25 protein-coding genes and 1 pseudogene are annotated in these 25462 nt (G+C 71.8%); 11 read left to right on the top strand and 15 right to left on the bottom strand.

The genetic code is table 11. The annotated features are described in order from the left end of the window. Positions 1-143: 143 nt before the first annotated feature. Genes ABZ877_RS14070 through ABZ877_RS14090 form a run of 5 tightly spaced genes read right to left on the bottom strand, consistent with a single transcriptional unit; the run spans position 144 to position 5373 of the window. Complete coding sequence (locus ABZ877_RS14070; RefSeq protein ID WP_361069494.1) at positions 144-1145, bottom strand: SIS domain-containing protein; 1002 nt, start codon at positions 1143-1145, stop codon at positions 144-146. Between the two features lie 58 nt (positions 1146-1203). Continuing rightward, positions 1204-2040, bottom strand: a complete 837-nt coding sequence (locus tag ABZ877_RS14075) for an ABC transporter permease (RefSeq protein WP_361069497.1) — start codon at positions 2038-2040, stop codon at positions 1204-1206. Further along, the gene (locus ABZ877_RS14080; protein WP_361069987.1) at positions 2037-2864 is read right to left on the bottom strand and encodes an ABC transporter permease; all 828 of its coding nucleotides are present in this window, start codon (positions 2862-2864) and stop codon (positions 2037-2039) included. The genes ABZ877_RS14075 and ABZ877_RS14080 overlap by 4 nt, the downstream gene beginning before the upstream one ends. Positions 2865-2917: 53 nt before the next feature. Further along, positions 2918-4174, bottom strand: a complete 1257-nt coding sequence (locus ABZ877_RS14085; protein WP_361069500.1) for a spermidine/putrescine ABC transporter substrate-binding protein — start codon at positions 4172-4174, stop codon at positions 2918-2920. Positions 4175-4197: 23 nt separating this feature from the next. Then, the gene (locus tag ABZ877_RS14090) at positions 4198-5373 is read right to left on the bottom strand and encodes an ABC transporter ATP-binding protein (protein ID WP_361069503.1); all 1176 of its coding nucleotides are present in this window, start codon (positions 5371-5373) and stop codon (positions 4198-4200) included. Between the two features lie 257 nt (positions 5374-5630). Here ABZ877_RS14090 and ABZ877_RS14095 point away from each other — a divergent pair, with 257 nt between their 5' ends. The 5 genes from ABZ877_RS14095 to ABZ877_RS14115 all read left to right on the top strand — a co-directional run bounded on the left by ABZ877_RS14095 (position 5631) and on the right by ABZ877_RS14115 (position 9711). After that, entirely contained in the window at positions 5631-6728 is a 1098-nt protein-coding gene (locus ABZ877_RS14095) for a LacI family DNA-binding transcriptional regulator (protein WP_361069505.1), read from the top strand. Positions 6729-7005: 277 nt separating this feature from the next. Further along, positions 7006-7758 (top strand): alpha/beta fold hydrolase, encoded by a 753-nt coding sequence (locus ABZ877_RS14100; RefSeq protein ID WP_361069508.1) that lies wholly within the window; start codon positions 7006-7008, stop codon positions 7756-7758. Between the two features lie 33 nt (positions 7759-7791). Beyond that, the gene (locus ABZ877_RS14105) at positions 7792-8421 is read left to right on the top strand and encodes a class I SAM-dependent methyltransferase (protein ID WP_361069511.1); all 630 of its coding nucleotides are present in this window, start codon (positions 7792-7794) and stop codon (positions 8419-8421) included. 85 nt (positions 8422-8506) lie between these two features. After that, positions 8507-9079, top strand: a complete 573-nt coding sequence (locus ABZ877_RS14110) for a DUF308 domain-containing protein (protein WP_361069514.1) — start codon at positions 8507-8509, stop codon at positions 9077-9079. Beyond that, entirely contained in the window at positions 9076-9711 is a 636-nt protein-coding gene (locus tag ABZ877_RS14115) for a chorismate mutase (protein ID WP_361069517.1), read from the top strand. The genes ABZ877_RS14110 and ABZ877_RS14115 overlap by 4 nt, the downstream gene beginning before the upstream one ends. A 24-nt stretch (positions 9712-9735) precedes the next feature. Here the strand turns inward: ABZ877_RS14115 and ABZ877_RS14120 are convergent, their stop codons facing one another. Beyond that, complete coding sequence (locus tag ABZ877_RS14120; protein WP_361069520.1) at positions 9736-10326, bottom strand: helix-turn-helix domain-containing protein; 591 nt, start codon at positions 10324-10326, stop codon at positions 9736-9738. Positions 10327-10450: 124 nt separating this feature from the next. Beyond that, entirely contained in the window at positions 10451-10573 is a 123-nt protein-coding gene (locus ABZ877_RS14125; RefSeq protein ID WP_361069523.1) for a hypothetical protein, read from the bottom strand. A 167-nt stretch (positions 10574-10740) separates the two neighbouring features. On the opposite strand from ABZ877_RS14125, the gene ABZ877_RS14130 reads away from it, so the two are divergent. Beyond that, positions 10741-11970, top strand: a complete 1230-nt coding sequence (locus tag ABZ877_RS14130) for a GNAT family N-acetyltransferase (protein ID WP_361069526.1) — start codon at positions 10741-10743, stop codon at positions 11968-11970. 19 nt (positions 11971-11989) lie between these two features. On the opposite strand, the gene ABZ877_RS14135 is transcribed toward ABZ877_RS14130, so the two are convergent. From ABZ877_RS14135 to ABZ877_RS14150, 4 genes are read right to left on the bottom strand one after another with little or no spacing between them, the layout of a single operon-like run. Further along, positions 11990-12757, bottom strand: coding sequence for an ABC transporter ATP-binding protein (locus ABZ877_RS14135; protein ID WP_361069529.1), 768 nt, complete (start codon positions 12755-12757; stop codon positions 11990-11992). Between the two features lie 9 nt (positions 12758-12766). After that, positions 12767-14386 carry a benzoylformate decarboxylase gene (gene mdlC, locus ABZ877_RS14140; RefSeq protein WP_361069531.1) on the bottom strand — a complete coding sequence of 540 codons (1620 nt, stop codon included), beginning with the start codon at positions 14384-14386 and terminating at the stop codon, positions 12767-12769. Positions 14387-14391: 5 nt separating this feature from the next. Beyond that, positions 14392-16734 carry an ABC transporter permease subunit gene (locus ABZ877_RS14145; protein ID WP_361069534.1) on the bottom strand — a complete coding sequence of 781 codons (2343 nt, stop codon included), beginning with the start codon at positions 16732-16734 and terminating at the stop codon, positions 14392-14394. A 19-nt stretch (positions 16735-16753) separates the two neighbouring features. Further along, the gene (locus tag ABZ877_RS14150; RefSeq protein ID WP_361069537.1) at positions 16754-17725 is read right to left on the bottom strand and encodes an ABC transporter substrate-binding protein; all 972 of its coding nucleotides are present in this window, start codon (positions 17723-17725) and stop codon (positions 16754-16756) included. Between the two features lie 123 nt (positions 17726-17848). Here ABZ877_RS14150 and ABZ877_RS14155 point away from each other — a divergent pair, with 123 nt between their 5' ends. Beyond that, entirely contained in the window at positions 17849-18697 is an 849-nt protein-coding gene (locus ABZ877_RS14155; protein ID WP_361069540.1) for a cyclase family protein, read from the top strand. After that, positions 18694-20343, top strand: a complete 1650-nt coding sequence (locus ABZ877_RS14160; RefSeq protein WP_361069543.1) for a thiamine pyrophosphate-binding protein — start codon at positions 18694-18696, stop codon at positions 20341-20343. The genes ABZ877_RS14155 and ABZ877_RS14160 overlap by 4 nt, the downstream gene beginning before the upstream one ends. A 21-nt stretch (positions 20344-20364) precedes the next feature. Here the strand turns inward: ABZ877_RS14160 and ABZ877_RS14165 are convergent, their stop codons facing one another. Further along, positions 20365-20571 carry a DUF397 domain-containing protein gene (locus ABZ877_RS14165; RefSeq protein ID WP_361069546.1) on the bottom strand — a complete coding sequence of 69 codons (207 nt, stop codon included), beginning with the start codon at positions 20569-20571 and terminating at the stop codon, positions 20365-20367. Beyond that, positions 20568-21413 (bottom strand): helix-turn-helix transcriptional regulator, encoded by an 846-nt coding sequence (locus tag ABZ877_RS14170; RefSeq protein ID WP_361069549.1) that lies wholly within the window; start codon positions 21411-21413, stop codon positions 20568-20570. The genes ABZ877_RS14165 and ABZ877_RS14170 overlap by 4 nt, the downstream gene beginning before the upstream one ends. Positions 21414-21522: 109 nt before the next feature. On the opposite strand from ABZ877_RS14170, the gene ABZ877_RS14175 reads away from it, so the two are divergent. Continuing rightward, positions 21523-21669 carry a hypothetical protein gene (locus ABZ877_RS14175; RefSeq protein WP_361069552.1) on the top strand — a complete coding sequence of 49 codons (147 nt, stop codon included), beginning with the start codon at positions 21523-21525 and terminating at the stop codon, positions 21667-21669. Positions 21670-21811: 142 nt separating this feature from the next. Here ABZ877_RS14175 and ABZ877_RS14180 read toward each other — a convergent pair. Next, a pseudogene (locus tag ABZ877_RS14180) lies at positions 21812-22927 on the bottom strand (polysaccharide lyase family 1 protein); the annotation flags it as partial. Between the two features lie 92 nt (positions 22928-23019). Then, the gene (locus tag ABZ877_RS14185) at positions 23020-23511 is read right to left on the bottom strand and encodes an FBP domain-containing protein (RefSeq protein ID WP_361069554.1); all 492 of its coding nucleotides are present in this window, start codon (positions 23509-23511) and stop codon (positions 23020-23022) included. Positions 23512-23598: 87 nt separating this feature from the next. Here ABZ877_RS14185 and ABZ877_RS14190 point away from each other — a divergent pair, with 87 nt between their 5' ends. Continuing rightward, positions 23599-24174, top strand: a complete 576-nt coding sequence (locus tag ABZ877_RS14190; protein WP_361069557.1) for a WHG domain-containing protein — start codon at positions 23599-23601, stop codon at positions 24172-24174. A gap of 69 nt (positions 24175-24243) precedes the next feature. Next, positions 24244-25431: a GDSL-type esterase/lipase family protein gene (locus tag ABZ877_RS14195; protein WP_361069560.1), complete on the top strand. Its 1188-nt coding sequence runs from the start codon at positions 24244-24246 to the stop codon at positions 25429-25431. Positions 25432-25462 lie beyond the last annotated feature (31 nt).

Consider the following 25462-nt stretch of genomic DNA (forward strand, 5'->3'; position numbering starts at 1 on the left):
GGGGTGGGGGCCGAACACCGACAGCCCCGGGGGGGGCGGGCGCGCCGCGCGCGCGCGCGGCGCCCGCCGGCGGCGCGCGGGGGCCGGCCGGGCGGCACCGGCGCGCTGGAGGGATGGACGAGGGGGACGAACCGTCGAGCCGGTCAGTAGTCCATGACGCGGTAGTAGCGGCGCAGGTCGAGCGAGTGGTCCCGGACGCGCTCCAGGTGCTTGCTGACCCGGTCCATCACGGTGTCCATGACCAGCGGGGAGAGCAGGCCGCGGAATTCCGGGCTGATGCCGTCGAGCGGGTAGTCGCGGGTGTCGAAGACGGTGACGTCCTTGGAGACCCGCTTGGCGAAGGACTCGGCGCGGTCGGTGAGCGGCCGCGTCTCGTCCTCACCCTGGAAGAGGATCACGCTGGTGTCCTCCTCAAGCAGTTCGAGGGAGCCGTGGAAGAACTCCGCGCTGTGCACGCGCGTCGTGCGCAGCCACTGCATCTCCTCGAGGATGCACATGGAGTACAGGTAGGTGAATCCCCACAGGTTCCCGCCGCCGATGAGGAAGTGGTAGTCGTTGTCCTTGTGGGCCTTGGCGAAGGCTTCCGCGACCGGCTCCGCCTGGCGTGAGACGTCCACGAGGACGCGGGGGAGGGCGGCCAGCTCGTCCGCGAGCCGCTCGTAGCCCTCGAACTCGCCCCGACGGGACAGCAGCCGGCCCATGAACAGCAGCATCTGTACGTCGAAGGGCCAGGCCTTCGGCGCGGAGATGAGCGCCGTGTCGACGTTCTGCGCGACCGGCGAGTCGGCGATGCCGGTGAAGCCGACGGTGTGGGCGCCGCGGGACTTGCAGTGGTCGATGGCGCGCAGGCTGTCCTCGGTGGTGCCGGAGACGGAGGTGAAGACGGCGACGGTGCGCTCGCCGAGGAGGGCGTCGCCGGAGACGGCCAGTTCGGCGGCGATGGCGGCGCGGACCGGGAGGGCCGAGGTGCGGCGGGCGAGGTGCTCGTAGGGCCACATCTGCGCGTAGGTGCCGCCGGCGCCGACGAGGAGGACGTTGTCGTAGCCGTCGTCGACGAGCCGGTCGACCAGCTCCTCGATCTGCGGGCGGAGTGCCACGAGGCTCTCCGTCTGGGCGACGAACTCGGCTTCGTTGAACTTGAGCACGGTGAAGGTTCCTTCGAGGGTGGAGGGGTGTTTCTCAGGGGCGCGGGGACCGGTTCGGTCAGGCCGCGCGGCGCCGGGAGAACAGGACGTTCGCCCCGGCGATGATCAGACCGCCGACGAAGATCAGCGTTCCCATGACGTTGACCTGCGGGGGCACGCCGGTACGGCTGGCGCTGTAGACCCACAGCGGGAACGTGACCGTACGGCCGGCGTTGAAGCTGGTGATGATGTAGTCGTCGACGGACAGGACGAAGCAGAGCAGGGCGCCGGAGGCCACACCGGGCAGCAGGGTGGGGAGGGTGACCAGGCGGAACGCCGTCCAGGGCCCTGCTCCCAGATCGCGCGCCGCCTCCTCGAGCGTCGGGTCGTGGCCCGCCATCCGGGCCCGTACGGTGATGGCGACGTACGGGATGCAGAACGCCACGTGGGCGAGGACGACCGTCCAGTAGCCGCGCGGTACGCCGAGCACGATGAGCAGCGACAACAGGGCGGCGCCCAGGGCGATTTCGGGGGCAGCGATCGCCGCGAACAACAGCAGGTCGACCGAGCCCCGGCCGCGGAAGCGGTAGCGGCCGAGCGCAAGGCCGATCGGGGTGCCGAACAGGGTGGCGACGACGGCGACGATCAGCGCGATCGTGAGGCTGTTGACCAGCGCGGACGTCAGGTTGGGGATGGCGAACAGGTGCCGGTACCAGTCGAGGGTGAAGCCCTGCCAGGTGAAGTTCACCTTGCTGTGCGTGTCGTTGAAGCCGAACAGGATCATCACGGCGATCGGTGAAAGCAGCCAGAGCAGGACCAGGACCGTCCACACGGTCAGGGTCGGGCGGCGGCGCACCCGGGTGCGCGCGGCGGGGCGTGGCGGGGTCGCGGCGGGCGCGACGGTGGACGTGGTCATCGCGCGGCCGCCTCCAGGACGTCCTCGGTGCCCAGGACGCGGGCGTAGGTGAACACGGCAAGCAGCAGCGCGCCCATGAGGACGAAGGAGAGCGCGGCGGCGCTGGGGTAGTCGAGGTTGGTGAAGTACTGGGACTGGATGATGTTGCCGATCATCGTGGTCGAGGGGCCGCCCAGGATCGCCGCGTTGACGTAGTCGGAGGAGGCGGGCACGAAGGTAAGCAGCACCCCCGCGAAGACACCGGGCAGCGACAGCGGAAGGACCACGCGCAGGAAGGTGCCCGCGCGGGAGGCGTACAGGTCGGTGGAGGCCTCGACGACCTTGGGGTCGACCCGCTCCAGGGCGACGTACACCGGCAGCACCATGAACGGCAGGAAGTTGTAGGTGAGCCCGCCGATCACCGCGTACGGCGTCGCCAGCAGGTGGAAGTCGGCCGGGAGCAGCCCCGCGTCCTTGAGCGGGCCGAGCAGGACGCCGTGGTCGGCGAGCACGACGTTCCAGGACTGGGTGCGGATGACGAACGAGACGAAGAACGGCAGCAGGATCAGGAAGAGGAAGACCGACTTGTGGCGGCCCGCCCGGAAGGCGATCCAGTACGCCACCGGGTAGCCGATCAGCGCGCAGGCGGCGGTGGCGGCGGCGCCGTAGCCGAGGGAGCGCAGGAACTGCACGTGATAGGTGCTGATCACGTCGGCGTAGGTGGCGAAGTGGAAGGTCTGGCGGAAGCCCTCGATGAAGTCGCCGGTCTGGAGCGACAGGGAGACCATGACGATGACGGGCATGATGAAGAAGGCGGCCAGCCACAGCCAGCCCGGCAGGATCATCCAGTAGGGGGCCAGCGCGCCCGCGCGGCGGGGCCGCCGCTTCCGGCTCGGGCTCACGCCTGGTAGATCGGCTCGAACAGCTTGTTCCACTGCTTCTCCTCCTCCTTGTCGAGCACCCGCAGGCGGCGCAGCTTCTTCTGGTCGGCCTCGGTCGGGAAGACGAGGGGGCTGGTGCTGAGGGCGTCGAGGACGGTGCGCCGTTTGCCGGTGGCGGCGGCCGCGTGCTCGGCGATGACCTGCTGGGCGCCGGGGACGGGGCAGACGAACTGCACGGTCTCGCTGATCCTCGCGGCGACCTCGGGCCGGTACACGTAGTCCATGTAGGCGAGGGCGTCGACGGGGTGGGACGCGGACGAGGGGATGCACAGGTTGTCGGTCCAGAGCAGACCGCCCTCGTCGGGGATGACGAACTCCAGCTGCGAACCGCTCTGGTTGGCCTGGAACACGTCGCCCGAGTAGACGAGCGAGGCGGCCAGGTCACCGCGTTGCAGCGAGGACTGGTACGTGGCGGTGGAGTAGGAGCGGACCATGCCCGCGTCGCGCTGCTCGCGCAGCCAGGCCGCCGCCTTGCGCCAGTCGGCGTGGGTGGAGGTCTCGGGGTTCACGCCGATGGCGAGGAGGCCGACGTTGCCCATCTGCACGGCGTCGTTCCACATGCCGATCTTGCCGCGCAGCTTGGGGTCGCGCAGGTCCTGCCAGCTGGTGATCTTCCGCCCGACCTGCGCCGGGTCGTATCCGATGCCGGTCATGCCGGACTGCCAGGGCACGGTGTAGACGTTGCCGGGGTCGAAGGAGGAGTTCTTGAACACGGCGCCGCCGTGCCGGGCGAAGGTGGGGAGCCGGCTGTGGTCGAGCGGGGCGAGGTAGCCCAGTTCGATGTACTTGGTGAGGTAGCTGTCCCCGCCGACGACCATCAGGTCGTAGCCGATGCCCTGCCCGGAGGCGAACTCGGGCTGGATCTTGCCGAACCAGGAGGCGCTGTCGTCGATCAGCTCGTGGTAGGAGACCTTGGTGCCGGACTCGCGGGTGAAGGCGTCCAGGGTCGGGTGCTTGCTCTGGTCGGCGGGGTCGACGTCGATGTACTGCGTGTAGTTGACGAAGTCGATCTTGCCGGACTTCTTCTTCCCGTCCCAGAAGTCGTGGACGGCGGCGGCGATCTCCGCCTTGCCGGTGGGTACGTGGACCCGGGCGCCGGGGACGCTGCACGCGGCGAGCGGCGCGAGCGCGGCGGCGCCGAACGCGGCGCGCAGCAGGCCGCGCCGGGTGAGTCCGCGCGGCCGGGGCGCGAACGGGGTGGAGTGCTCGGGCATGGTGGTGGTCTGCCTGTCGTCGGTCAGCGCGAGGTGAGGGAGACGGGGGCCGTGTCCGCGGCGGCGGGCGCGGTGGAGAGCAGATAGGAGTGGCCGGCGGCCCAGGACAGCCAGACGGTGTCGCCGCGTTCGGGGAAGACGAGGGCGGTGCCGTCGTTGGGCTGGAAGACCGTCATCTCGACGCCCGCGTCCGTGTCCACGGTGTAGCTGGTGGAGGTGCCGAGGTAGACCACCTCGCGGACGGTGCCGCGCACGCGGCTCGCGGTGTCGGCGGGGCCGGTGGTCAGCGTGATCTTCTCGGGGCGCACGGTCATCTCGACCCGCGCCCCCGCCCGGTGGTCCTTGTCCTCGATCGGGACCGCGAGGCGCTGGCCGTCGCCGAGGTCGACGGTGCCGCCGTCCCCGTCCACGGAGGTCAGGCGCCCACCGATCAGGTTGGAGGTGCCGATGAACCCGGCGACGAACGCGGTGGCGGGCCGCTCGTAGACCTCGCGGGGCGGGGCGACCTGTTCGACCAGGCCGTTGTTCATCACCGCGATCCGGTCGGACATGGTCAGGGCCTCGGCCTGGTCGTGCGTGACGTAGATGAAGGTGATGCCCACCTCGCGCTGGATCCGCTTCAGCTCCAGCTGCATGGACTGGCGCAGCTTCAGGTCGAGGGCGCCGAGGGGTTCGTCGAGGAGGAGCGCGCGGGGCCGGTTGACCAGGGCGCGGGCGAGCGCGACCCGTTGCTGCTGGCCGCCGGAGAGCTGGCGGGGGCGGCGGTCGGCCTTGTCGGCGAGTTCGACGGTGTGCAGGATCTTCTCGACGCGGTCGCGGATCTCGTCCTTGGGGACGCGTTTGCGGCGCAGTCCGAACGCCACGTTGTCGGCGACGCTCAGGTGCGGGAACAGCGCGTAGGACTGGAACACCATGTTGATGTCGCGCTTGTTGGCCGGTACGCCGACCATGTCGCGGCCGTGCAGCAGGATCTGGCCGCTGGTCGGCTCCTCGAACCCGGCGATCATCCGCAGGGTGGTGGTCTTGCCGCAGCCGGAGGGGCCGAGCAGGGAGAAGAACTCGCCCTCGCCGATGGAGAGGTCGACGCCGCGGACGACGGCGGTGTCCCGGGCGCCGGCCCCGTCGAAGTACTTGACCACGTCGACGAGGGTGATGGCCGGTTCTGCGGCCGGTGGCGGCGAGAGGGTGTCGGGTGCCATCCGTGGTACCTCCGGTGTTCGGGACGAGGAGCCGGGGCGACCGTGGACGCGGGCATGCCGTGGTCGGCCCGGGGAGGACAGGGGAGGGTGGCCGGTCGGACACGGGCAGGGAGAGCCGCCGACCGGTTTTTGATAACGTTACCAATCTGCTCGTACCTTACCCATCGGCTGTTGCCCTCCGTCAATGGTTGGATGGAGGCGGATTTCACCGACCGTTCCCTCGGCGTCCGCCGAGCCGTCCCCGCGAGAGACCGCCCATGTCGAACACCGCACGGCCGCCGCGTCGCGTCACCATCCCCGACGTCGCCCGGCACGCCGGCGTCGGACAGGCCACCGCCGCCCGCGTCCTCGGCGGCTACGGCTCGGCCAGCGCGGCCACCCGGGAACGCGTCCTCGCCGCCGCAGCCGAACTCGGCTACAGCACCAACGCGGTGGCCCGCAGCATGATCAGCGGACGCACGCACACGCTCGGAGTGATCGTCGCCGACGTGGAGAACGCGTACTTCGCCCGTGCGGTGCGCGGCGTCAGCGACATCGCGGCGAAGGCCGGTTTCCAGGTGGTCCTCGCCAACAGCGACGAGGACGGCGCGACCGAGAAGGCCGCCACGCAACTCTTCATCGAGCGGCGCGTGGACGGCCTGGTCGTCGCGCCCGCCGCCGCCGACCACGAACACCTCGACAAGGCCGTCGCCTCGGGCATCCCGGTCGTCCTCCTCGACCGCGCCCTCGGCGGCGCCGCGCTCGACACCGTCGTGGTCGACAACCGGGGCGCGGCCAAGTCCGCCGTCACCCGGTTCACCGACGCCGGGCACACCCGCATCGGCGTCATCACCTCCGCCACCGCCGACGCCACCTCCGGGCAGTTGGCGCCGGGCGCGGACATCTGGACCACGACCGAGCGCCTCACCGGCTACCGGCAGGCCCTGCGCGCGGCGGGCATCCCGCGCGGCGCTGAGGTCATCCGGCACACCGGCTACGACCGGGCCTGGGCCCGCTCCGTCGTCCTGGAGCTGATGACCGGCGACGACCGGCCCACCGCGCTCTTCACGACGGACAACGTGGCCACGCTCGGCACCCTGGACGCCCTGCTCGACCTCGGCGCCCGCATCCCCGACGACGTCTCCGTCATCGGCTTCGACGACGCGGAGTGGGCCACCCTCGTCCGCCCCCGCCTGAGCGTGGTCAGCCAGCCGGTGCAGGAACTGGGCGGTCTCGCGGCGGACATCCTGGTACGCCGGATCAACGGCTCGGCGACCCGTCCGCGCCGCCACACGCTCCGCACGAGTTACGTGGAACGGGAGTCGACGGGGGGCGCGCCGGGGCGGGTACGGGCGCTGCGGGGGCCGGAGGGATGAGCGATACGGGGCCGGGCGTCGACTGCGCCGGTTTCGCTCCGGGGGCGAGGCCCACGGCCGGACCGCGACTGCTCATGGCCTCGGCCCGCATGTATGTGGCCGCCATTGACGGGACCGGTCACCGGCAGTAGTTCGGCACCGTACCCGGCACCAGGGCGAGCGGGCCCGCACGCACGCCCCACCACCCTGTCAACACCGGTGATTTCACCGATGGCGCGCGGGCCCGGCGCCATGACCCTGGTCGGGACAGCTACCCCCACCCCGACAGGAGGGCTCCATGAGCTCCGCATCCCGTCGTTCCCCGCGTCGGCTGCTCGGTGTGCTCGTCGCCACCGCCGCCGCATTCACCTTCTTCTCCCCGGCCACGGCGGCGGGCGCCGCCGACACCGGAGCCGCCGCCGCACCGGCCGCGGCCGAGCGGTCCGCCGCGCAGCCGCTGTCCACCAGCACACCGGTCGTCTTCGTCCACGGCTACACCGGCAGCGCCTCCAACTGGATCACCGCCATGAGCGTCTTCCGCGCCAACGGCTGGTCCAGCTCCAACCTGTTCGCCTACGAGTACAACTCGTACGGCAACAACATCACCAACGCGCAGGGCCTCGCCTCGTACGTCAACACGGTCAAGGCACGGACCGGCGCCGACAAGGTCGCCATCGTCAACCACTCCATGGGCGGCCTGGTCAGCCAGTACTACCTGAAGGTGCTCGGCGGCAACACCAGCGTCAGCCACCTCGCCTCGATCGCGGGCGCCAACCACGGCACCACCTACGCCGGGGCCTGTCTGATCTACACGACCTGCCAGCAGATGTACCCGGGCTCCTCGTTCATCTCCCAGATCTCCTCCGGTGACGAGACGCCCGGCTCCACCAAGTACGCCACCTGGTACTCGGCGTGCGACGGCATCATCATCCCGTACACGAGCACCCGGCTCGACGGCGCGACCAACAACAACGTGCTCTGCCAGACCCACCTCGGATACCTGACGGACACGGTCGTCCTCGGCCAGATCGCCCGCTTCGTCGCCTCCTGATCGCCTCCGCCCCGGCCACCTATAGTCGATCACATGAGCCGTTGGCAGGAACTGACCGGTGGGACGTCCGGGGAGGAGTACGCCGCCCGCTTCGACGCACTGCGCCGGGGCGGGAAGGACGTGCACGGCGAGGCCGCGTTCTGCGCGGCGCTCGTGCCCGCCGGGGCGCGGGTGCTCGACGCCGGGTGCGGCACCGGGCGCGTCATGATCCGGCTGGCGGAGCTCGGGTACGACTGCGTGGGGATCGACCTGGACGCCTCGATGCTCGACGTGGCGCGGGAGCGGGCACCGCACCTGCCCTTCCTCCAGGTCGATCTCGCCGACTTCGCACCGGCCCCGCTCGGCCTCGCCCCGGACTTCGACCTCGTGGTCGCCGCCGGGAACGTCCTGCCCCTGCTCGCGCCCGGCACGGAGGCCACGGTGGTCCAGCGCCTCGCCGCGGTCCTCCGCCCGGGCGGCCTGCTCGTGGCGGGCTTCGGCCTGGACGCGGCGCATCTGCCCGTGCCGCCCGCTCTCACGCTGCCGGAGTACGACGCGTACTGCGCGGCGGCCGGTCTCGCACTCGTGAACCGATGCGCGACATGGGACGCCGACCCTTACGGGGGTGGCGGTTACGCGGTCAGCGTCCATCGCGCGGGCCCGGTCGATCCGGTGCGTATCTGAGGGAGAACGTTCGGTCTTGACAGGGTGGACCACGCTTGCCACTCTGAGGGTACAGAACGTTCGTTCTTCCCTGAGAGGACCCGTCGTGACCACCCTCACCGCCGCACCCGGCGTCACCAACACCGCCGCCGCACTGCGCCGCCTGTACTTCGTCCGGTTCGGCTTCGCCATCGTCTGGGCGCTCGTGATGTTCACGATGGCATCGGAGATCACCCCGGTCGGCGCCGTGCTGCTCGTGCTGTACCCGCTGTTCGACGTGGGCGCCGCCGTCGTCGACGCGCGGGCGTCGCGCGCCACCGGAGCGCCCGGATCGCCTACGGTGCTCTACGTGAACATGGTGGTCAGCCTGGCCGCGGCCGTCGGCGTCGCGATCGCCGCCGCGTCCGGCGTCCCGGCGGTCCTGCGCGTATGGGGCGCCTGGGCGATCCTGTCCGGCCTCGTGCAGCTCATCGTCGCCGTGCCGCGCCGCGCCATGGGCGGACAGTGGCCGATGATCCTCAGCGGCGCCATCTCGGTCCTGGCCGGTGCCTCGTTCGTCGCGTCGGCCGGTGCGGACGAGCCCGCCCTCACCAGCGCGGTCGGCTACGCGGTACCGGGCGGCATCTTCTTCCTCGTCTCGGCGCTGCGTCTGGGCCGCGCCGCGAAGGAGGGCCGATGACCGGGCGACGTCCCGCTGTGATCGCCGGTACGCTGCTGGCCGCAGCAGTGCTGACGACCCCTCAGGCGGTGGCGGCGGGCGCCGAGTCGAGCCCCGTGCCCGCCGACCGTACGGTCCTGAGCGCCGGGTCGCTCGGCGGGCTCGGGCCGCTGACGGACCTGGTCATCGAGCGGCTCCGGGTGAGCGACGACGTGGCCGCGTCCAAGTACGGCACCGACTCGCCCATCGAGGACCCGGTGCGCGAGGAGCAAGTCCTGGCGCAGGTCCGCAGGAAGGCGGAGGCGGCCGGGGTGGACCCCGGCGCGGCGACGGCGTTCTTCCGCGACCAGATCACCGCGAGCAAGAGCGTGCAGCGGGGCTTGTTCGAGCGCTGGGCAGCCCATCCCGAGGAGGCCCCCACCGAGCGCCCCGACCTGGCCAGGATCCGTGAACGGCTCGACGGGCTGACCACGGCCCTGCTGCGGGAGCTCAAGGAGACGGAGCGCGTACGGGAGCGGCCCGTGACCTGCGCGGTGCGGCTCGCCCTGGCCGGCGGGTCGGGCGCGGCGCGGGAACACCTCGACGGGCTGCACCGTCAGGCGCTGCGGACCGCCACAGGGTCCGTCTGCGGGTCCGCGCACCCGGCGCCCTGACGGGACGCTGGGGGCCGGGTGGGATCAGGCGGCGCGCGCCAGCAGGATCCCCTCCACGCCCTCCAGGAAGGTCTCGGAGACCAGTACGGGGTCGGCCAGGCAGCCGGAGGCCATCGCGCCGTCCCGGAGCATGACCAGGTGGCGGCCCGCGGGTTCGGCCGGTCCCTCACCGGTCTTGGCCAGCAGCTCCGTGACGGTCTCCAGGAACCACTGACGGTGCGTCAGGACAGCGCGGTGCACGGGGTGTTCGCGGTCGGGGTACTCCGCCGCCGCGTTGAGGAAGGCGCAGCCCCTGAACCCGGGGGACTGGATTCCGGCGGTGATGGCCCGGCAGACGGCGCGGACCTTGTCGGCCGCCGACTCCGCACCCGCCTGCGCGGCCTCGGCCTGCGCCCGCATCTCCCGGTCCGCCAGGTCGAGGTAGGCCAGGACGAGGTCCTCCTTGCCTTTGAAATGGCGGTAGAGGGTGGCCCGGGTGACCTGCGCCTCCGCGATGATCCGGTCGACGCCGACGGAGTGGATCCCCTCCGCGTAGAAGATCCGTGTCGCCGTGGCGAGCAACCGCGCCCGCGCCTGCGAGGTCGAGGTACCGCCCGGTTTCGTGCTCTGGGTCATGGGGCCAGGTTAGCGAAGAGTGAGGAGAACGGTCTGTATCGCCCGGGTCCCGGGGCCTCCGGGCCGGTCCCGCCCCCGCGCGGGCCGGGGGACCGGCCGGTGCGGGGGCTTGGCCCTCTCCCGGTCACTGTTGGCCGAGCCAGACGTAGAGAATCAGGCCACCGAGAACGGTGCCCGTCGTCTGGACTGCGACGGCGGCCGCGAACTCGAAGAGCCGCTGCCATGTGTTGGGCTTGCTGTTGTCCATGAGATGTCCCCTCTCAACTGGTGAAGCTTGAGAGAGAGCCCGCGCTGAAAATACCGTCGGCCGGGCCGTTTGGGTAGCGAGGGGGACTTACGCGGGGCCGTGAGCGTTGGGTCCACAGAGTCCGACGCGCCGACACCGGCGGCCTGCCGAAGTAGGGAGCTGCACCGATGGAGATACGCCCCACCACCGACGACGACCTGGAGCTGTTCGTCGACACGCTCCACATGGCGTTCGGGAAGTTCCCGGAGCCCCCGGTCGCGGGCGATGGCCGCTGGTGGTCGGCGCTCGAGATGGACCGCGGCCTCATGGCCCTCGGAGCGGACGGGCGGCCCGTGGGCACGGCGGGCGCGTACTCCCTCGACCTCACGCTGCCCGGAGGGGCGCTCACCCCTGTCGCCGGGGTGACCGGGGTCGGCGTCGTGCCCTCGCACCGGCGCCGTGGCGTGCTCACCGCCCTGATGCGGCGCCAGCTTGCCGACGTACGGGCCCGGGGCGAATTCCTCTCCGTGCTGCTCGCCTCCGAGGCGGCGATCTACGGCAGGTTCGGGTACGGCCCCGCGACCTTCACGACGCGTCTGGCGGTGACCCGCCACCGCGCCGCTCCCGCCGCGCCCCGGGCGCGAACCACCCCGCAGGAGACGGGCGCGGACACCGGGTCGGTCGAGGTGCTGCGCCGCTCCGACTGCGGCGAAGTCCTCGAACAGGTCTACGACCGATACCGCCGAGCCCAGCACGGCGCGCTCTCCCGGCCGCACCGCTGGTGGGCTCGCGGGGCCGGACAGCCCCCGGTCTCCGAGGCGCCGCGCTACGTCGCCGTCCACCGGGGCGCGGACGGTACGCCAGACGGGTACGCCAGCTACTCCATCGGCGGCGACCCCGCCACCTTGACGGTCGACGAGACGATCACCGCGGATGACACGGTCTACACCGCGCTGGCCCGCTTCGCCCTCGGCCACGACCTGATCACGCGGGCCGTCTTCCGGCACGTCCCGCCCGACCACCCCCTGCGCTGGCAGCTCGCCGACCTCCGCGCGGGCGAGGTGACCGAGCACAGCGACTGGCTGTGGGTGCGCCTCCTCGACATCCCGCGCGCCCTGACGGCTCGGCGCTGGTCCGCGGACGGTGAACTCGTCCTCGACGTCGACGACCCGTTCCTCACCGAGCAGGGCCGCTACCTGCTGACGGTGCGCGACGGCGAGGCCGCGTGCGAGCCGACGGACCGGGAGCCCGATCTCTCCATGGACGTACGGGACTTGGGCTCGCTGTACCTCGGCGGCGTGGCCCCCAGCACGCTGGTGCGGGCGGGGCACGTACGGGCCCACCACGCGGAGGCGTCGGCGCGCGCGGACGCGCTCTTCCGCACCGAACGCGCCCCGCACTGCCTGCACTGGTTCTGACCCCGGCTCGAACAGCCGGCTACGGCTCGACCGGGCCGTTCCGGGTCCGTACGGCCTGTCCGACCTCCGCCCGCAGCGCCACGAACTCGGGCAGGCCGCGGGTGGTGATCTGGTCGCGTTTCAGGGGCAGCCCGACCGGCAGGTCCAGGGCGACGCGGGAGCCCGGGCCGGGGGAGAGGACGACGACGCGGTCACCGACGTACACGCTCTCGTCGATGTCGTGCGTGACGAAGACGATCGTCGTGCCCTCGGTGCGGTGGACGTCGAGGAGGAGGTCCTCCAGGTCCTCGCGCGCCTGCGCGTCGAGCGAGCCGAACGGTTCGTCCATGAGCAGCAGTGACGGGCGGACGACCAGCGCGCGGGCGATGGCGACTCTCTGCTGCATGCCGCCGGAGAGCTGCCAGGGGTGGCGGCGGGCGGCGGTGAGCAGGCCGACGCGGTCCAGGATGCGTTCGGCCTCCTCGCGGCGTGCGGCGCGGCGCAGGCCCTGGCGGCGCAGGGGGAGCGCCACGTTGTCGCGGACGGTGAGCCAGGGGAGGAGGGAGCGGCCGTAGTCCTGGAAGACGACGGCGAGCCGGTCCGGGACGCCGGTGACGGGTGTGCCGTCGACGGTGACCGTGCCCGCGCGCGTGGGCAGCAGTCCGGCGATGGTGCGCAGCAGGGTGGACTTGCCGCAGCCGGACGGGCCGACGACGCAGAGGAGTTGGCCGTCGGGGACGGTCAGGGTCACGTCGTGCAGGACGTGGTGGTCGCCGTAGTACTGGCTCACGGAGTCGAGGCGGAGCATACGGTGCCCTCACTCGGCCCAGGGTTCGTACAGGACGCCCTCGGTGCCGGTGACGCGGAGGTGGAGGAGGTGGGGGCCGTCGCCGTCACCGAGGCGCGTCACCGCGCGGTCCAGGGCCTTGCCGAGTTCGTCCGGCCGGTCGGCGTGGTCGGAGGCGCACCCGAACGCCTCGGCGAGCCGCGAGAACTCGATGCCGCCGAGGTCCGTGCCGGGCACGTGGGCGATGCCGAGCCGGCGGCCGAGGGCACTGACCGCCCCGTAGCCGCCGTTGTCGAGGATCACGAAGGTGACCGGGGCGCGGTGGCGGGCCGCCGTCCACAGCGCCTGCACGGAGTAGAGCGCGGAGCCGTCGCCCAGGACGCACACCACGCGCCGCATGTCGGCGAGCGCGCGGCCGACCGCGAGCGGCAGGCCCCAGCCGAGGGCGCCGCTGCCCGCCGTGAGAAACCCGCCCGGCAGATCGACGGGCACGCGCGCGTGCAGCGCGTCACGGTGGCTGGGCGCCTCCTCGACGAGGACGCGGTCGCGGGGCAGGCGGCGGCGCAGCTCGTCGAGGACGAGTTCGGGCGTGAGACGGTCCCCGGCGATCGGCGTCGCGGGTGGTGTGCGGGGGGCGGGTGGTTTGCGGTCCGACTGCCGCATCAGGGGGAGGAGTTGCGTGAGGGCCGGTCGCAGCGTCGTGATCAGGCTCGTGCCGGTGGGCAGCCACGCCGCCTGGGCCGGGTCGCAGTCGAGGTGGAAGAGGTCCGTGCCGGGCGCGAGGGGCGGGCTGTCGTCCGCCACGTGGTACGTGAACACGGGCGTCCCGAGCGCCACCACTACGTCGTACGGGGCCAGGCGCGCGGCCAGTCGGCCCGCCACCGGGGGCAGGAAGCCCTGGAAGAGCGGGTGCGACTCGGGGAAGCCGGAGCGGCCGGACAGCGGGCTGATCCACACCCCGGCGCGGGTCCGCTCGGCGAGCGCCAGCGCCTCGGGCAGCGCCGCCTCGTCCTCCACGCCCTGGCCGATCACGAGCGCGGGGCGGACACAGGCGTTCAGGCGGGCGGCGAGCGCGGCCAGCGCGTCCGGCTCCGCGGTGAACCCGGTGTGCACGGTCCGGGGCGCGACCGGTTCGGCCGGCCGGTCCCAGTCGTCCTCCGGTACGGAGACGAACACCGGCCCGCGCGGATGCGTCATCGCCACCCGGTGCGCCTCCGCGAGGACGGCCGGTACGTCGGCGGCGCGCTCGGGCTGACGGGCGGACTTGATGTACGGGCGCGGGAACTGGGCCGGTTCGTCGGCGCCCAGGAACGGGCGCGACTGGAGCAGGGAGCGGGTCTGCTGTCCGGCGACGATCACCAGCGGCACGCGGTCGCGGTACGCGTTGAAGACGGCGCCCAGGGCGTGCCCGACGCCGCCGGCGGAGTGCAGGCTGACGAACGCCGCGCGGCCCGTGCCCAGCGAGTGGCCCGCGGCCATGGCGACCGCCGTGGACTCCTGGAGGCCGAGAACGTAGCGGAAGTCGTCGGGCCAGTCCCGGAACATGCGGAGTTCGGTGGAGCCGGGGTTGCCGAAGACGGTGGTCATGCCGGTGTCGCGCAGGAGGCCGACGACGGCCTCGCGGACGGTGGTCCCGGTACGGTCGCTCACGTGGGTCACGCCGTCCTTCCTGGGGTCAGCAGGCGTCTCTCGATCGCCAGCAGGCCGGAGTTGAGCAGATAGCCGAGGACGCCGAGCAGGGCAAGGGCGGCCCATACGGTGGGCAGGTCCGAGCGGGACTGGGCGTCGGTGAGGGTGAAGCCGATGCCGTTCTCCGTGCCGGGCAGCAGCTCCGAGAACACCATCAGGATCAACGCGAGGGACAGGCTCAGCCGCAGCCCCGCGAAGACGCGCGGCAGGGCCGAGGGCACGATCACGAACCGGAGCCGTTCGACCGGGGTGAGCCGCAGCACGGCGGCGACCTCCATCCGGAGGGGGTCGGTGTTGCGGGCGCCCTCCGCCGTGTTGATGAGCACGGGCCACACGGCGCTGAACACGATCGACGCGACCTGCATCGGCGTACCGAAGTCCAGGACCACGACGAAGACCGGCACCAGCGCGGGCGGCGGAACGGCCCGCGCGAACTGCAGCACGGGATCACAGAGCGCGTACGCCCGCCGCGACCGCCCGACGACGACCCCGAGCACGCCCCCGACGGCGGCGGCGACCGAGAACCCGGCCGCCATACGCCCAAGGCTCGGCCCAATGGTGCCCAGCGCGTCCCCGGTGAGAAACAGATGCCGGGCGGGCCCGGAGAACCAGAGTGCGTAGGCGTGCCGAGCGATGCGGGAGGGCGGAGGAAAAAACACACTCCCACGCGCGCGTGCGGCCACCTCCCAGACCCCGACCGCGAGAAGAAGCACCGTCCACCGAAGAAGGGCACGCCCCGTCCGAACCGCCGACCGGGCCCCCAGGGGACCACCCACCGCACGGAACACCGCCGAACCGCTGTCCCAACGCCCCAGCGCCGAACGACCGGGCCGACCATCCCCGGGAACGCTTGCCGCCCCCCACACCGGCCGACTGTCGCCGAGGGAGGTGTCCGTCGGTTCCGGTCCGGCCTGACCTGCAACTGGGGGCGGCCCAGTCGTTCGTTGTCCGGCGTGGGTGTCGGTCGCCGGGTCGTGGGTGGTGGTGTCGGCGGGTTGCGGCCTGGTCCGGTTGTCGGCTGGGGATGTCGTCGTTCGTTGTCCGGTATGGGTGTCGGTCGCCGGGTCGTGGGTGGTGGTGTCGGCGGGTTGCGGCCTGGTCCGGCTGTCGGCTGGGGGTGTCGTCGTTCGTTGTCCGGCGTGGGTGTCGGTCGCCGGGGCATGGGTGGTGGTGTCGGCGGGTTCCGGCCTGGTCCGGCGTTCGGCTGGGGGTCTCGTCGCCCGTCGTCCGGCGCGGGTGTTTGCCGCCGGGGCGTCGGCAGTGGTGTCAGTCGGTTGTGGTCCGGTCTGGGGCTCGGGTGGAGAGCCGGTTGCTTCTCGTCCTGCACCTGTGTCTGCCAGGGCCGCCTCCGCCTCTCGGACCTGCGCGCCTTCCACCGTACGGGCCGTCGTTCGCGGGGGCCGTGTGCTCGCCGAAGCGTCCGCCGCCTGCCGAGGGGGCCGCTCGCCCGCTGACCGCCACGAACTCCCCGCACCTCTCCCCGCCCGCGCGAACACCACCCGCGAACCGGTCCGCCCCCTCCTCTCCGGTGTCCACGGGAACAACGCCGCCTCCGCCCGCACCAGCAGCCCGTTGATGACCAGGCCGAGCGCCCCGGCCCACACCACGCCCGCCAAGACGTCCCGCGTGCCGTTCGTCGCGAGTTGGGACTGGGCGATGTGGATGCCGAGGCCCTGACCGAAGCCGGACAACAGTTCCGTGGCCACTGCCACGATGAGGGCGACCGACGCCGAGATGCGGATGCCCGCGGCGATGAAGGGAGCCGCACCGGCCAGTTCGACGCGGAGGAGTACGGAGAGGCGGCCGAAGCCGAAGGCGCGCAGCGTGTCCTTGGCGAGGGGGTCGCTCTCGCCGAGGCCGTACATCGTGTTGTAGAGGATGGGCCACACGGAGGCGTACGTGACGAGCGCGATCTCGGTCTCGGCACCCGAGCCGAGGAGCAGGGACACCAGCGGGATGAGCGCCACGGACGGCATGGGCCGCAGGAACTCCACGATGGCCCGCACCGCCGCGTCGACGACCGGCACGCTTCCGAGCAGCAGCCCCGTCGGCACGGCGATGGCACAGGCCAGGCCCAGACCGAGCGCCCAGCAGCGCACCGTCGCGGCGACCCCGTCGAGGAACGCGGAGTCGCCGGCCAGTTCCACGGCCCGCGCGAGGACGTCGGACGCGGGCGGAAGGTAGGTGCGCCGCACGAGCCCCGCACGCGGCACCGCCTCGCACACGCCGAAGGCGAGCAGCACACCGAGGACGCCGAGCCCGATGTCGGTGCCCCGACGGCTGCCCCGACGGCTGTGGCGCCGCCTCACGGACGGCCGCCTTCCCCGCTCACTTCACCAGCAGCGCCGACGGGTCGACGTCCTTCTTCAGCAGCCCTTGTTCCCGCATGAGGCCGACGAGGCGTCGCAACCGCGCCGGGTCGGCCGTCGCCGGGTACGACGGCAACCCCATCGTCCTGGCCTGCGCCGCTGTCACCTTCGTGTACTTCGGCAGCTCCGCGCGCACGGCGGAAGGGTCCCGCGCCGCGATCCTCGACGCCGCCTCGATCGCGCGCCGGAACTTGGCGGCGGTCTCCGCATGGTCCTTCACGTATCGGGCCGTGGTGACGTACCCGCTGATCGGCATCGCCTGGACCGGGTCGGCGCCCCCGTCCAGGACGATCCGCGCCCCGAGGTCGTCCTGGATCGAGCTGTCGAACGGCTCGACGGCGTGCACCGCATCGACCTGGCCCCGTTCGAGCGCGGGCCCCATCTGCGGAAACGCTATCTGCCGATAGTCCGGTCGGCCGACTCCCCGCTTGTCCAGTATTGCGTTGAGGGTCAATGTCTGGATGTTGTTGAGAATGTTGACGGCGACCTTCTTGCCGTCCAGATCAGCCGCACTCTTGATGCCGGAGTCCTTGGGCACGAGCACGTCCATCATGTGCGGTGCGGTCCGTACACCCTCCGCGAGGACCCGTACGTCGAGCGTGCCCTTCTCGTACGCCTGGAGGAACGTCACGTAGTTCGCGCTCGCGATGACATCGACCTGCCCTTTCGTCAGCGCGGGCAACGCCTGGAGGCTCTGTTGCACCGGCTGGATCGTCACCTTCAGCCCCTCCTTCGCGAAGAGGCCGCGGTCACGGGCGAGGTACAGCGCCGCGGAGTCCGTCAACGGAAGCGCGGCGACGGTGACATGGTCGTCCCGCCCGGCACCCGCGCTGTCCGAGTCGGAGTCGCCGCACGCCGTCAGCAGCAGCGCGAGGGCGACTGTGGCGACGGCCGCCTCACGCGTTCTCGTCCTTACCTGACGTAACGTCACGTCATCCTGCCTACCAGGTCGACCACATTGATCGCCATAGCGGACCACGTACATGGCGGGTCCTTGCAAAAAGTTGGGGATCCACTGTGGCGCGCACGGCGCCGTTGCCCCCAAGATGCGGACATGCCCGAGCCGCCGTCACCGCCCGCCGCGCCCGCCGCATCCTCCGCGTCTCCCGCCCCTTCCGTTTTCGGCGCCCTCGTCGCCGGGTTGCGGGGCGGCGCGATCGAGGCCGTCGATCTCACCGCTCCCTTGTCGTCAGGCACCCCGGTGCTCGAACTGCCGCCCCAGTTCGGGCAGACCGCGCGGTTCGAACTGGAGGAGATCAGCCGGTACGACGAGCGCGGCCCCGCCTGGTACTGGAACAACTTCCGCACCGGCGAGCACACCGGCACCCACTTCGACGCGCCGAACCACTGGGTCACCGGCAGGGAGGGCGCGGACATCGCGTCGGTCCCGGCCCGGCAGCTCATCGCCCCGGCCGTGGTCGCCGACTTCACCGACGAGGCCGCCAAGGACCCCGACTTCCTCGTCGGGGTGGCGGACCTCCAGGCGTGGGAGCAGCGGCACGGCGCACTGCCCGAGGGCGGCTGGCTGCTGCTGCGGACGGGGTGGAGCAGCAGGGCGTACGCGCAGGAGCCGTTCCTGAACGCCGACGAGAGCGGCCTGCACACGCCCGGCCTGTCCGCCGAGTGCGCCCGCTGGCTCGCCGAACGGACGCCGGTCATCGGGCTCGGCGTGGAGACCGTCGGCACCGACGCGGGCCGCGCCCACAGCTTCGAACCGGCGTTCCCCTGTCACTCGTATCTGATGGGAAGCGGCAAGTACGGCCTCACGCAGTTGCGGAACCTGGACCGGCTGCCGCCGACCGGTGCCGTCCTCGTCGCCGGGCCCCTTCCCATCGTCACGGGTTCCGGCGCCCCCGCGCGCGTGCTCGCCCTGGTCGAGCACACCGGCGGGCAGCGGTCGTGAAGGTGGCGGAGGCGGTCGGGCGGGCCCTGGTCGCGTCGGGCGTCGGGCAGGTCTTCGGCGTCGTCGGATCGGGCAACTTCCACGTCACCAACGCGATGGTGGCGGCCGGAGCGCGCTTCGTCGCGACCCGCCACGAAGGCGGCGCCGCCACCATGGCCGACGCGTACGCCAGGGTGAGCGGCGCCGTCGCGGCGGTCAGCGTGCACCAGGGGTGCGGGTACACCAACGCCCTCACCGGCATCGGTGAGGCCGCCAAGAGCCGTACGCCGCTCGTCGTGGTCGCGGCGGAGGCGTCGCAGCCGCGCTCCAACTTCGCCGTCGACCAGGACGCGCTCGCGCGTGCGCTCGGTGCCGGGGTCGCCCGGGTGACGTCCGCGGCGGACGCCGTCGCGCAGGCGTGCGACGCCGTGCGCACCGCGGTCCAGGAACGCCGTACGGTCGTGCTCAACCTGCCGCTCCACGTGCAGGCCGAGGACGCCCCGGACGCGGCCCACGCCCTGGCGGCCGTGCGGCCGCCCTCACCGCGCCCCGCGGTCGCACCCGCCGACACCGACGTGGCGGCCCTCGCCGACCTCCTCACGCGCGCGGAGCGTCCCGTCCTCCTCGCCGGACGCGGTGCGCGCGGGCCCGGCTGCCGCGCCGCCCTCGAAGCGCTCGCCGAACGGTGCGGCGCGCTCCTCGCCACGTCGGCGGTGGCCCGCGGCCTGTTCGCAGGCAATCCGTGGTCCCTCGACGTGGCGGGCGGCTTCGCCTCGCCGCTCGCCGCCGAACTGCTCCAAGGCGCCGACGTCCTGGTGAGCTGGGGCTGTTCGCTCACCATGTGGACCACCCGGCACGGGCGGCTCATCGGCGCGGACACCACGCTCGTCCAGGTCGACGACGATCCGGCGGCGCTCGGCGCCAACCGGCCCGTCGCCCTCGGTATCACCGGCGACGTCCTCCTGACGGCGCGACGCACGCTCGCCGCGCTCGGCGACCACGACGCCCTCGCCCACCGGACGCCCGGCACCGCCTCCGCCCTCGCCGCCCGACTGCGCTGGCGCGACCTCCCGTACGAGGACACCAGCACCCGGGACCGCATCGACCCGCGCACGCTGAGCATCGCCCTGGACGACATCCTCCCCGCCGAGCGCGTGATCGGCGTCGACTCGGGCAACTTCATGGGCTACCCGACCATGTACCTGTCCGTCCCCGACGAACAGGGCCTCTGCTTCACACAGGCGTTCCAGTCCATCGGCCTCGGCCTCGCCACCACCGTCGGCGCGGCCCTCGCCCGCCCGGACCGGCTCGCGGTGGCCGCGCTCGGGGACGGCGGCCTGATGATGAGCGCCGTCGAGCTCGACACGGTGCGACGGCTCGGAATCCCGCTGGTCATCGTCGTCTACAACGACGACGCGTACGGCGCGGAGGTGCACCACTTCGGGCCGGACGGCTTCCCGCTCGCCACGGTCCGGTTCCCGGACACCGACATCGCGGCCGTCGCCCGGGGGTACGGCTTCCAGGCCGTCACCGTACGGACACGGGACGACCTGAAGGCCGTGGAGGAGTGGGTGGCGGGCCCACGCTCCGCACCCCTGCTCATCGACGCGAAGGTGGTGCGGGAGCGCGGGGCGTGGTGGCTGGAGGAGGCGTTCCGGGGTCACTAGGACCCAAGCGCTGCCGCGCCCTTAGGGGCGTGACAGTGCCATGAACGCCTCCCACTGGTCCCGGCCGACCCGTAGTACGGGGCCGTTCCCGGTGGCCTTGGAGTCCCGTACGTAGACGGCGTCGGGACCGGCGGCGACCTCGACGCAGTCGCCGCCGCCGGATCCGCTGTAGCTGCTCTTGTACCAGTGCAGCGGGTGGACGCCCTCGGATACCTGCTCGACGCTCATGTCTCTCCTACCAGTCGTTCGATGAGCCGCGCAGACTGGTCGCTGTTCAAAGCCTGCGAGCGCAGCTTGCCATAGCGCAATCCGAAGGCGCTGACATCTGCCGGATCTTGAACGATGTACCCGACTTCCTGTGACTCGACGTACCCGAGGTGCCGGTGTTCTTTGGTCTCCAGCGTCACGAACGGTCCGTCCAGGCCGCAGTGGAACCCGCTGGCGGCCGGCATGACCTGCACCTCGACGTTGCGCAAGGCGCCCACCGCCAGCAGGTGTTGCCACTGTCCGCGCATGACGGCGGGGTCGCCCACAGAGCTGCGCAGGGCCTCCTCGCCGATGGTGAACGACAACTCCGCGAGCGGCACCCGGCTGAGCAACTTCTGCCGGGACAGCCGTGCCTCGGTGTGCCGGTCGATGATCTCGGCGCTCAACGGCGGACAGTGCCCCGCAAAAACGGCCCGCGCATACGCCTCGGTCTGCAACAGACCAGGCACCAGCAGCGGGTCGTACGAGAAGCGGCTCACCACCTCCGCCTCGATCTGGGCGAAGTTGCGGAAGAACCGCGGCAACTTGCCCCGGTCCACCTCGTCCTGGAGCGCTTCCAGCGAACCCCGCGCCTCCAATGTCCGGTCCGCCGCCGTCGTGAACGCCGCCTTCGCCGGGCGGCGCCCCTGCTCGACCGAGGCGACCTGTTCCAGCGAGTAGCCGATGGCGTCGCCCAGTTCCTGCTGCCGCAACCCGGCCCGCTTGCGCAGGTGTCGCAGCAGCGCGCCGTACGCCGCCCACGCGCCCGGCAGATCCTTCTCCTCCCGTGGCTTGGCCGCGCAGCCCTTCTGCGTGTCCCGCATCGTCCTCACATCCTTCTGTCGGGCATGGTTCAACGCGGGGCGCTCGTGCGCGGACACGGGGCCGGACCCGTACAGGACCCGTACAGAAAGGGGCCGCATCGCCGTACGGGTGGCATCGGTACGGGCGTCGTACCTGGTCGGCGTCGGCGGTGTCCGCCTGGCCCGTACGCTCGCCGTGCAGCAACTGAACGACTGGTGCGGCGTCGCGAACGGCTCGGAGACCGCGCACGCGGTGGCTGTCGTCACGGCCGCCTGACGCTCCGTCTGCTGCCGGACGTGTTCCGCGTCGAGGTCGCCGACACCCGCCCCGACGCGGCACCGCCCCGGACGGGCGGAGGTGCCGCTCCCGCCCAGTCGGTGAGTCCGTAAGTCCGTAAGTCCGTAGTCCTTACGGGTCAGCAGCTGCCGTCGGACACCTTCAGGCCCGTGCTGGCGCCCGCCGTCCTGCTGACGATCGACGGCACGCAGCTCGCCTTGTCGAGCGTGTAGGAGTACGGGACCGAGACGGTGGTCGTGGACTTCATGTCGGGGCCTGCCGGGTTGTTCTCCTCGCCGGGCGAGGACCAGGTCACGTTGTCGAGGATGTTGCCGCTGGTCTGCCAGTAGCCCTTGGCGTCGGTGTAGAAGGTGCCGAGGACGTCCTTGGAGTCCTTGAAGTAGTTGTTCTCCACCTTGGCCTTGGCACCGGCCCGCGCGTTGATGCCCGACTCGTTCAGCTTCACGTACGAGTTGTTGTAAATGTGGGCTGTGCCGCCGCGCAGCAAGGGGGCGCGCGAGTCCAGGTTTTCGTACAGGTTGTGGTGGAACGTGACGTTGCCGTTGGACAGGTCGCTCTCGCTGGAGCCGATGAGGCCACCGCGGCCGCTGTTGCGCAGCGTGCTGTAGGACAGGGTCACGTACTGCGTGTTGTTCTTCATGTCGAAGAGGCCGTCGAAGCCCTCGTCCTCGCCGCCGGACGCGGCGAGGGAGACATGGTCCACCCACACGTTGCGGACGTTCTTCTCCATGCCGATGGCGTCGCCGCCGTTGGAGGTGGGGGAGCCGGACTTCTTCACGTTCCTGACCGTGACGTTCTGGATGACGATGTTGCTCGACTCCCTGATGTGGATGCCGAGTTGATCGAATACAGCACCGCTGCCGACGCCGACGAGAGTGACGTTCTTGACCTTCTTCAGCTCGATCACCCCGGCGGCGGTGTCGCAACTGTCGCCGGAGACCTTGCTCGTGTTGCCGTGGTTGATCGTCCCCTCGACCTGGATGGTGAGCGGGGTGTCGGCGGCGGCGCGGCCGCACAGGGCCTGGTGGATCTGGGTGCCCGTGGTGGCGCGCACGGTGGTGCCGCCCGCGCCGCCCGTCGTGCCGCCGTTCTGCGTCGCGTAGCCGGTGGCGCCCGCGGCGGCGGCGGACGCCTCCGGCACGGACAGGGCCACTCCGGCGCCCGCGGTGAGGGCCGCCGCGGTCAGGGTGGCGGAGAGGCGCCGTGCCAGGGGGCGCTGTGTCGTGCGTCGGCTCATCGTGGTCTCCCGCATCGTCTCGTCCCGTTCCGGCGGGGTGCCGGTTCAGCACCTAGTGGTCGCGGGGGAGCCCGGGGTTGCCGGGTCGGCGCCTACGCGGTGACCTTCGCGACGAACGTCGCCAGGTTCGCCATCGTCCGCTCGGCCTTCTCCTCGACCGTCAGCGTCTCGTGCAGGCGCGATCCCATGCCCGCGTCCTTCTTGCCGCGCACGTACAGCGAGCAGGCGAGGTCGCTGCAGATGTACGCGCCCACCGAGTTGCCCTGCTTCCCGGCCTTGCCCGCCTTGGGCGCGACCATGAGCGAGACGCCGCCGGTGTGCGTGGTCACGCAGAACGAGCACATGCTGCGCCGCGTCATCGACGCCCCGGTGTGCGAGGCGCGCAGCGCGACCCCGCGCAGGCGGCCGTCGAGTTCGGCGACGAGGTAGGCGCGGTCGGGCGCCTGGGGGTCCCGCCAGCCGAAGTAGTCCAGGTCGTCCCAGGGGCGGTCGGCCAGATCGCGCGGGATGTTCATCCGGGTCGCCTCGCCCTTGGTGCAGTTCACGAATGCGGAACGGATCTCCCGTTCGGTCAGTGGCTTCATAAGACCGAGGCTAATTTGCCTAAAGGTTTTAGGCAAATGCATAATGAGTGCAAGGTCGAGCTAGAGCTACATGGAGGACGTACGGGCATGGTGCGAGCAGGGCTGAACGCGGAGCGGCTGGCGCGGGCCGGGGCCGAGCTGGCCGACGAGGTGGGGTTCGAGCACGTCACCGTCTCGGCGCTGGCCCGCCGGTTCGACGTCAAGGTCGCGAGCCTGTACTCGCATGTGAAGAACTCGCACGACCTCAAGGTCCGGATCGCGATGCTCGCCCTGGCGGAGATGGCCGACCGCGCCGCCGACGCGCTCGCCGGCCGCGCGGGCAAGGACGCGCTCAGCGCCCTCGGCAACGTCTACCGGGACTACGCCCGCGAGCACCCCGGCCGCTACGCCGCGTCCCAGTTCCGCCTCGACCCCGACGCGGCCGCCGCCAGCGCGGGCCCCCGGCACTCCCGGATGACCCGCGCCCTGCTGCGCGGCTACGACCTGGCCGAACCCGACCAGACCCACGCCGTGCGCCTCCTCGGCAGCGTCTTCCACGGCTACGTGAGCCTGGAGATGAGCGGCAGCTTCAGCCACAGCGCCCCGGACACGGACGAGACGTGGCTCCGGACGCTGGACGCGCTCGACGCGCTGCTGCGGAACTGGCCGGAGCGGGACTCCTGACCGCCCCATCGATCAACAGGTTGAGGGCACATCGAAGGTATGGACAGCGATAGCGATATGGACAGCGATATGGACAGCAACGTGAACATCACCACCCCGCTCACCCCCGAGCTCCTGCGCGGCGCTCTCGACGTCGAGCGCACCGAGCGCGGGCTCCTGCCGCACCGGCTCCCCGCCTGGGCCCGCGCGCAGAACACCGACGGGCAGCTCGCCATGGTCGAGAGCCAGCCCTCCGGCGTCCGGATCGTCTTCCGCAGCCGCGCCACCGTCATCGAGCTGGACACCTTGCCGACCAAGCGCGCCTACACCGGCGTGCCCGGCAGGCCCGACGGCATCTACGACCTGCTCATCGACGGGCGGCTCGCGCGGCAGGGGAGTGTGAGCGGGGGCGACGTCCTGACCATCGACATGGCCACCGGCGCCTTCGGGCGCTCCCCGGGCGCGCCCGGCACCCTGCGGTTCGACGAGCTTCCCGGCGCCATGAAGGACGTCGAGATCTGGCTCCCGCACGACGAGACCACCGAGCTGCTCGCCCTGCGCACCGACGCCCCCGTCGAGCCCGCGGCACAGCGCGGCCGGCCGGTGTGGCTGCACCACGGCAGCTCCATCAGCCACGGCTCCAACGCCGCGAGCCCCACGACGACCTGGCCCGCGCGCGCGGCGGCCCTCGCCGACGTCGACCTCGTCAACCTCGGGTTCGGCGGCGGCGCCCTGCTCGACCCGTTCACCGCCCGGGCCATGCGGGACACCCCGGCCGACCTGATCAGCGTCAAGATCGGGATCAACATCGTCAACTACGACGCGATGCGGCTGCGCGCCTTCGGCCCGGCGGTGCACGGCTTCCTCGACACCCTCAGGGAAGGGCATCCGACGACCCCCCTGCTCGTCGTCTCCCCGGTCCTCTGCCCGATCCACGAGGACACCCCGGGCCCCGGCGCGCCCGACCTGAGCGAGATGGCCGAGGGCCGGTTCACGTTCCGGGCCATGGGCGACCCCGCCGAACGCGCCCAGGGCAAGCTCACCCTGAACGTGATCCGCGCGGAGCTGTCCCGCATCGTCGAGCAGCGCGCCGCCGACGACCCGCACCTGCACTACCTCGACGGCCGCGCGCTCTACGGCGACGAGGACTTCGCCGAGCTACCGCTGCCCGACGGCATCCACCCCGACGCCACCGCCCACCGCCGCATGGGTGAGCGCTTCGCGGAGCTGGCGTTCGGCGGAAACGGACCCTTCAAGGGGGCGCCGGAGCGCCGCTGAACGGGCGGGTTAGCATATGAGCGCCGCCTAG

Origin of the sequence: Streptomyces sp. NPDC046939 (assembly GCF_040644575.1) — a bacterium.
Lineage (GTDB): Bacteria > Actinomycetota > Actinomycetes > Streptomycetales > Streptomycetaceae > Streptomyces.

Excerpts from the sequence above, each read along its gene's own strand:
- ABZ877_RS14195 (WP_361069560.1), top strand. The coding sequence starts at position 24,244 with ATGGACAGCAACGTGAACATCACCACCCCGCTCACCCCCGAGCTCCTG.
- ABZ877_RS14155 (WP_361069540.1), top strand. The coding sequence starts at position 17,849 with ATGCCCGAGCCGCCGTCACCGCCCGCCGCGCCCGCCGCATCCTCCGCG.
- ABZ877_RS14130 (WP_361069526.1), top strand. The coding sequence starts at position 10,741 with ATGGAGATACGCCCCACCACCGACGACGACCTGGAGCTGTTCGTCGAC.
- ABZ877_RS14090 (WP_361069503.1), bottom strand. The coding sequence starts at position 5,373 with ATGGCACCCGACACCCTCTCGCCGCCACCGGCCGCAGAACCGGCCATC.
- ABZ877_RS14080 (WP_361069987.1), bottom strand. The coding sequence starts at position 2,864 with ATGATCCTGCCGGGCTGGCTGTGGCTGGCCGCCTTCTTCATCATGCCC.
- ABZ877_RS14105 (WP_361069511.1), top strand. The coding sequence starts at position 7,792 with ATGAGCCGTTGGCAGGAACTGACCGGTGGGACGTCCGGGGAGGAGTAC.
- ABZ877_RS14185 (WP_361069554.1), bottom strand. The coding sequence starts at position 23,511 with ATGAAGCCACTGACCGAACGGGAGATCCGTTCCGCATTCGTGAACTGC.
- ABZ877_RS14135 (WP_361069529.1), bottom strand. The coding sequence starts at position 12,757 with ATGCTCCGCCTCGACTCCGTGAGCCAGTACTACGGCGACCACCACGTC.
- ABZ877_RS14085 (WP_361069500.1), bottom strand. The coding sequence starts at position 4,174 with ATGCCCGAGCACTCCACCCCGTTCGCGCCCCGGCCGCGCGGACTCACC.
- ABZ877_RS14125 (WP_361069523.1), bottom strand. The coding sequence starts at position 10,573 with ATGGACAACAGCAAGCCCAACACATGGCAGCGGCTCTTCGAGTTCGCG.
- ABZ877_RS14190 (WP_361069557.1), top strand. The coding sequence starts at position 23,599 with ATGGTGCGAGCAGGGCTGAACGCGGAGCGGCTGGCGCGGGCCGGGGCC.
- ABZ877_RS14075 (WP_361069497.1), bottom strand. The coding sequence starts at position 2,040 with ATGACCACGTCCACCGTCGCGCCCGCCGCGACCCCGCCACGCCCCGCC.
- ABZ877_RS14120 (WP_361069520.1), bottom strand. The coding sequence starts at position 10,326 with ATGACCCAGAGCACGAAACCGGGCGGTACCTCGACCTCGCAGGCGCGG.
- ABZ877_RS14165 (WP_361069546.1), bottom strand. The coding sequence starts at position 20,571 with ATGAGCGTCGAGCAGGTATCCGAGGGCGTCCACCCGCTGCACTGGTAC.
- ABZ877_RS14115 (WP_361069517.1), top strand. The coding sequence starts at position 9,076 with ATGACCGGGCGACGTCCCGCTGTGATCGCCGGTACGCTGCTGGCCGCA.
- ABZ877_RS14095 (WP_361069505.1), top strand. The coding sequence starts at position 5,631 with ATGTCGAACACCGCACGGCCGCCGCGTCGCGTCACCATCCCCGACGTC.
- ABZ877_RS14170 (WP_361069549.1), bottom strand. The coding sequence starts at position 21,413 with ATGCGGGACACGCAGAAGGGCTGCGCGGCCAAGCCACGGGAGGAGAAG.
- ABZ877_RS14100 (WP_361069508.1), top strand. The coding sequence starts at position 7,006 with ATGAGCTCCGCATCCCGTCGTTCCCCGCGTCGGCTGCTCGGTGTGCTC.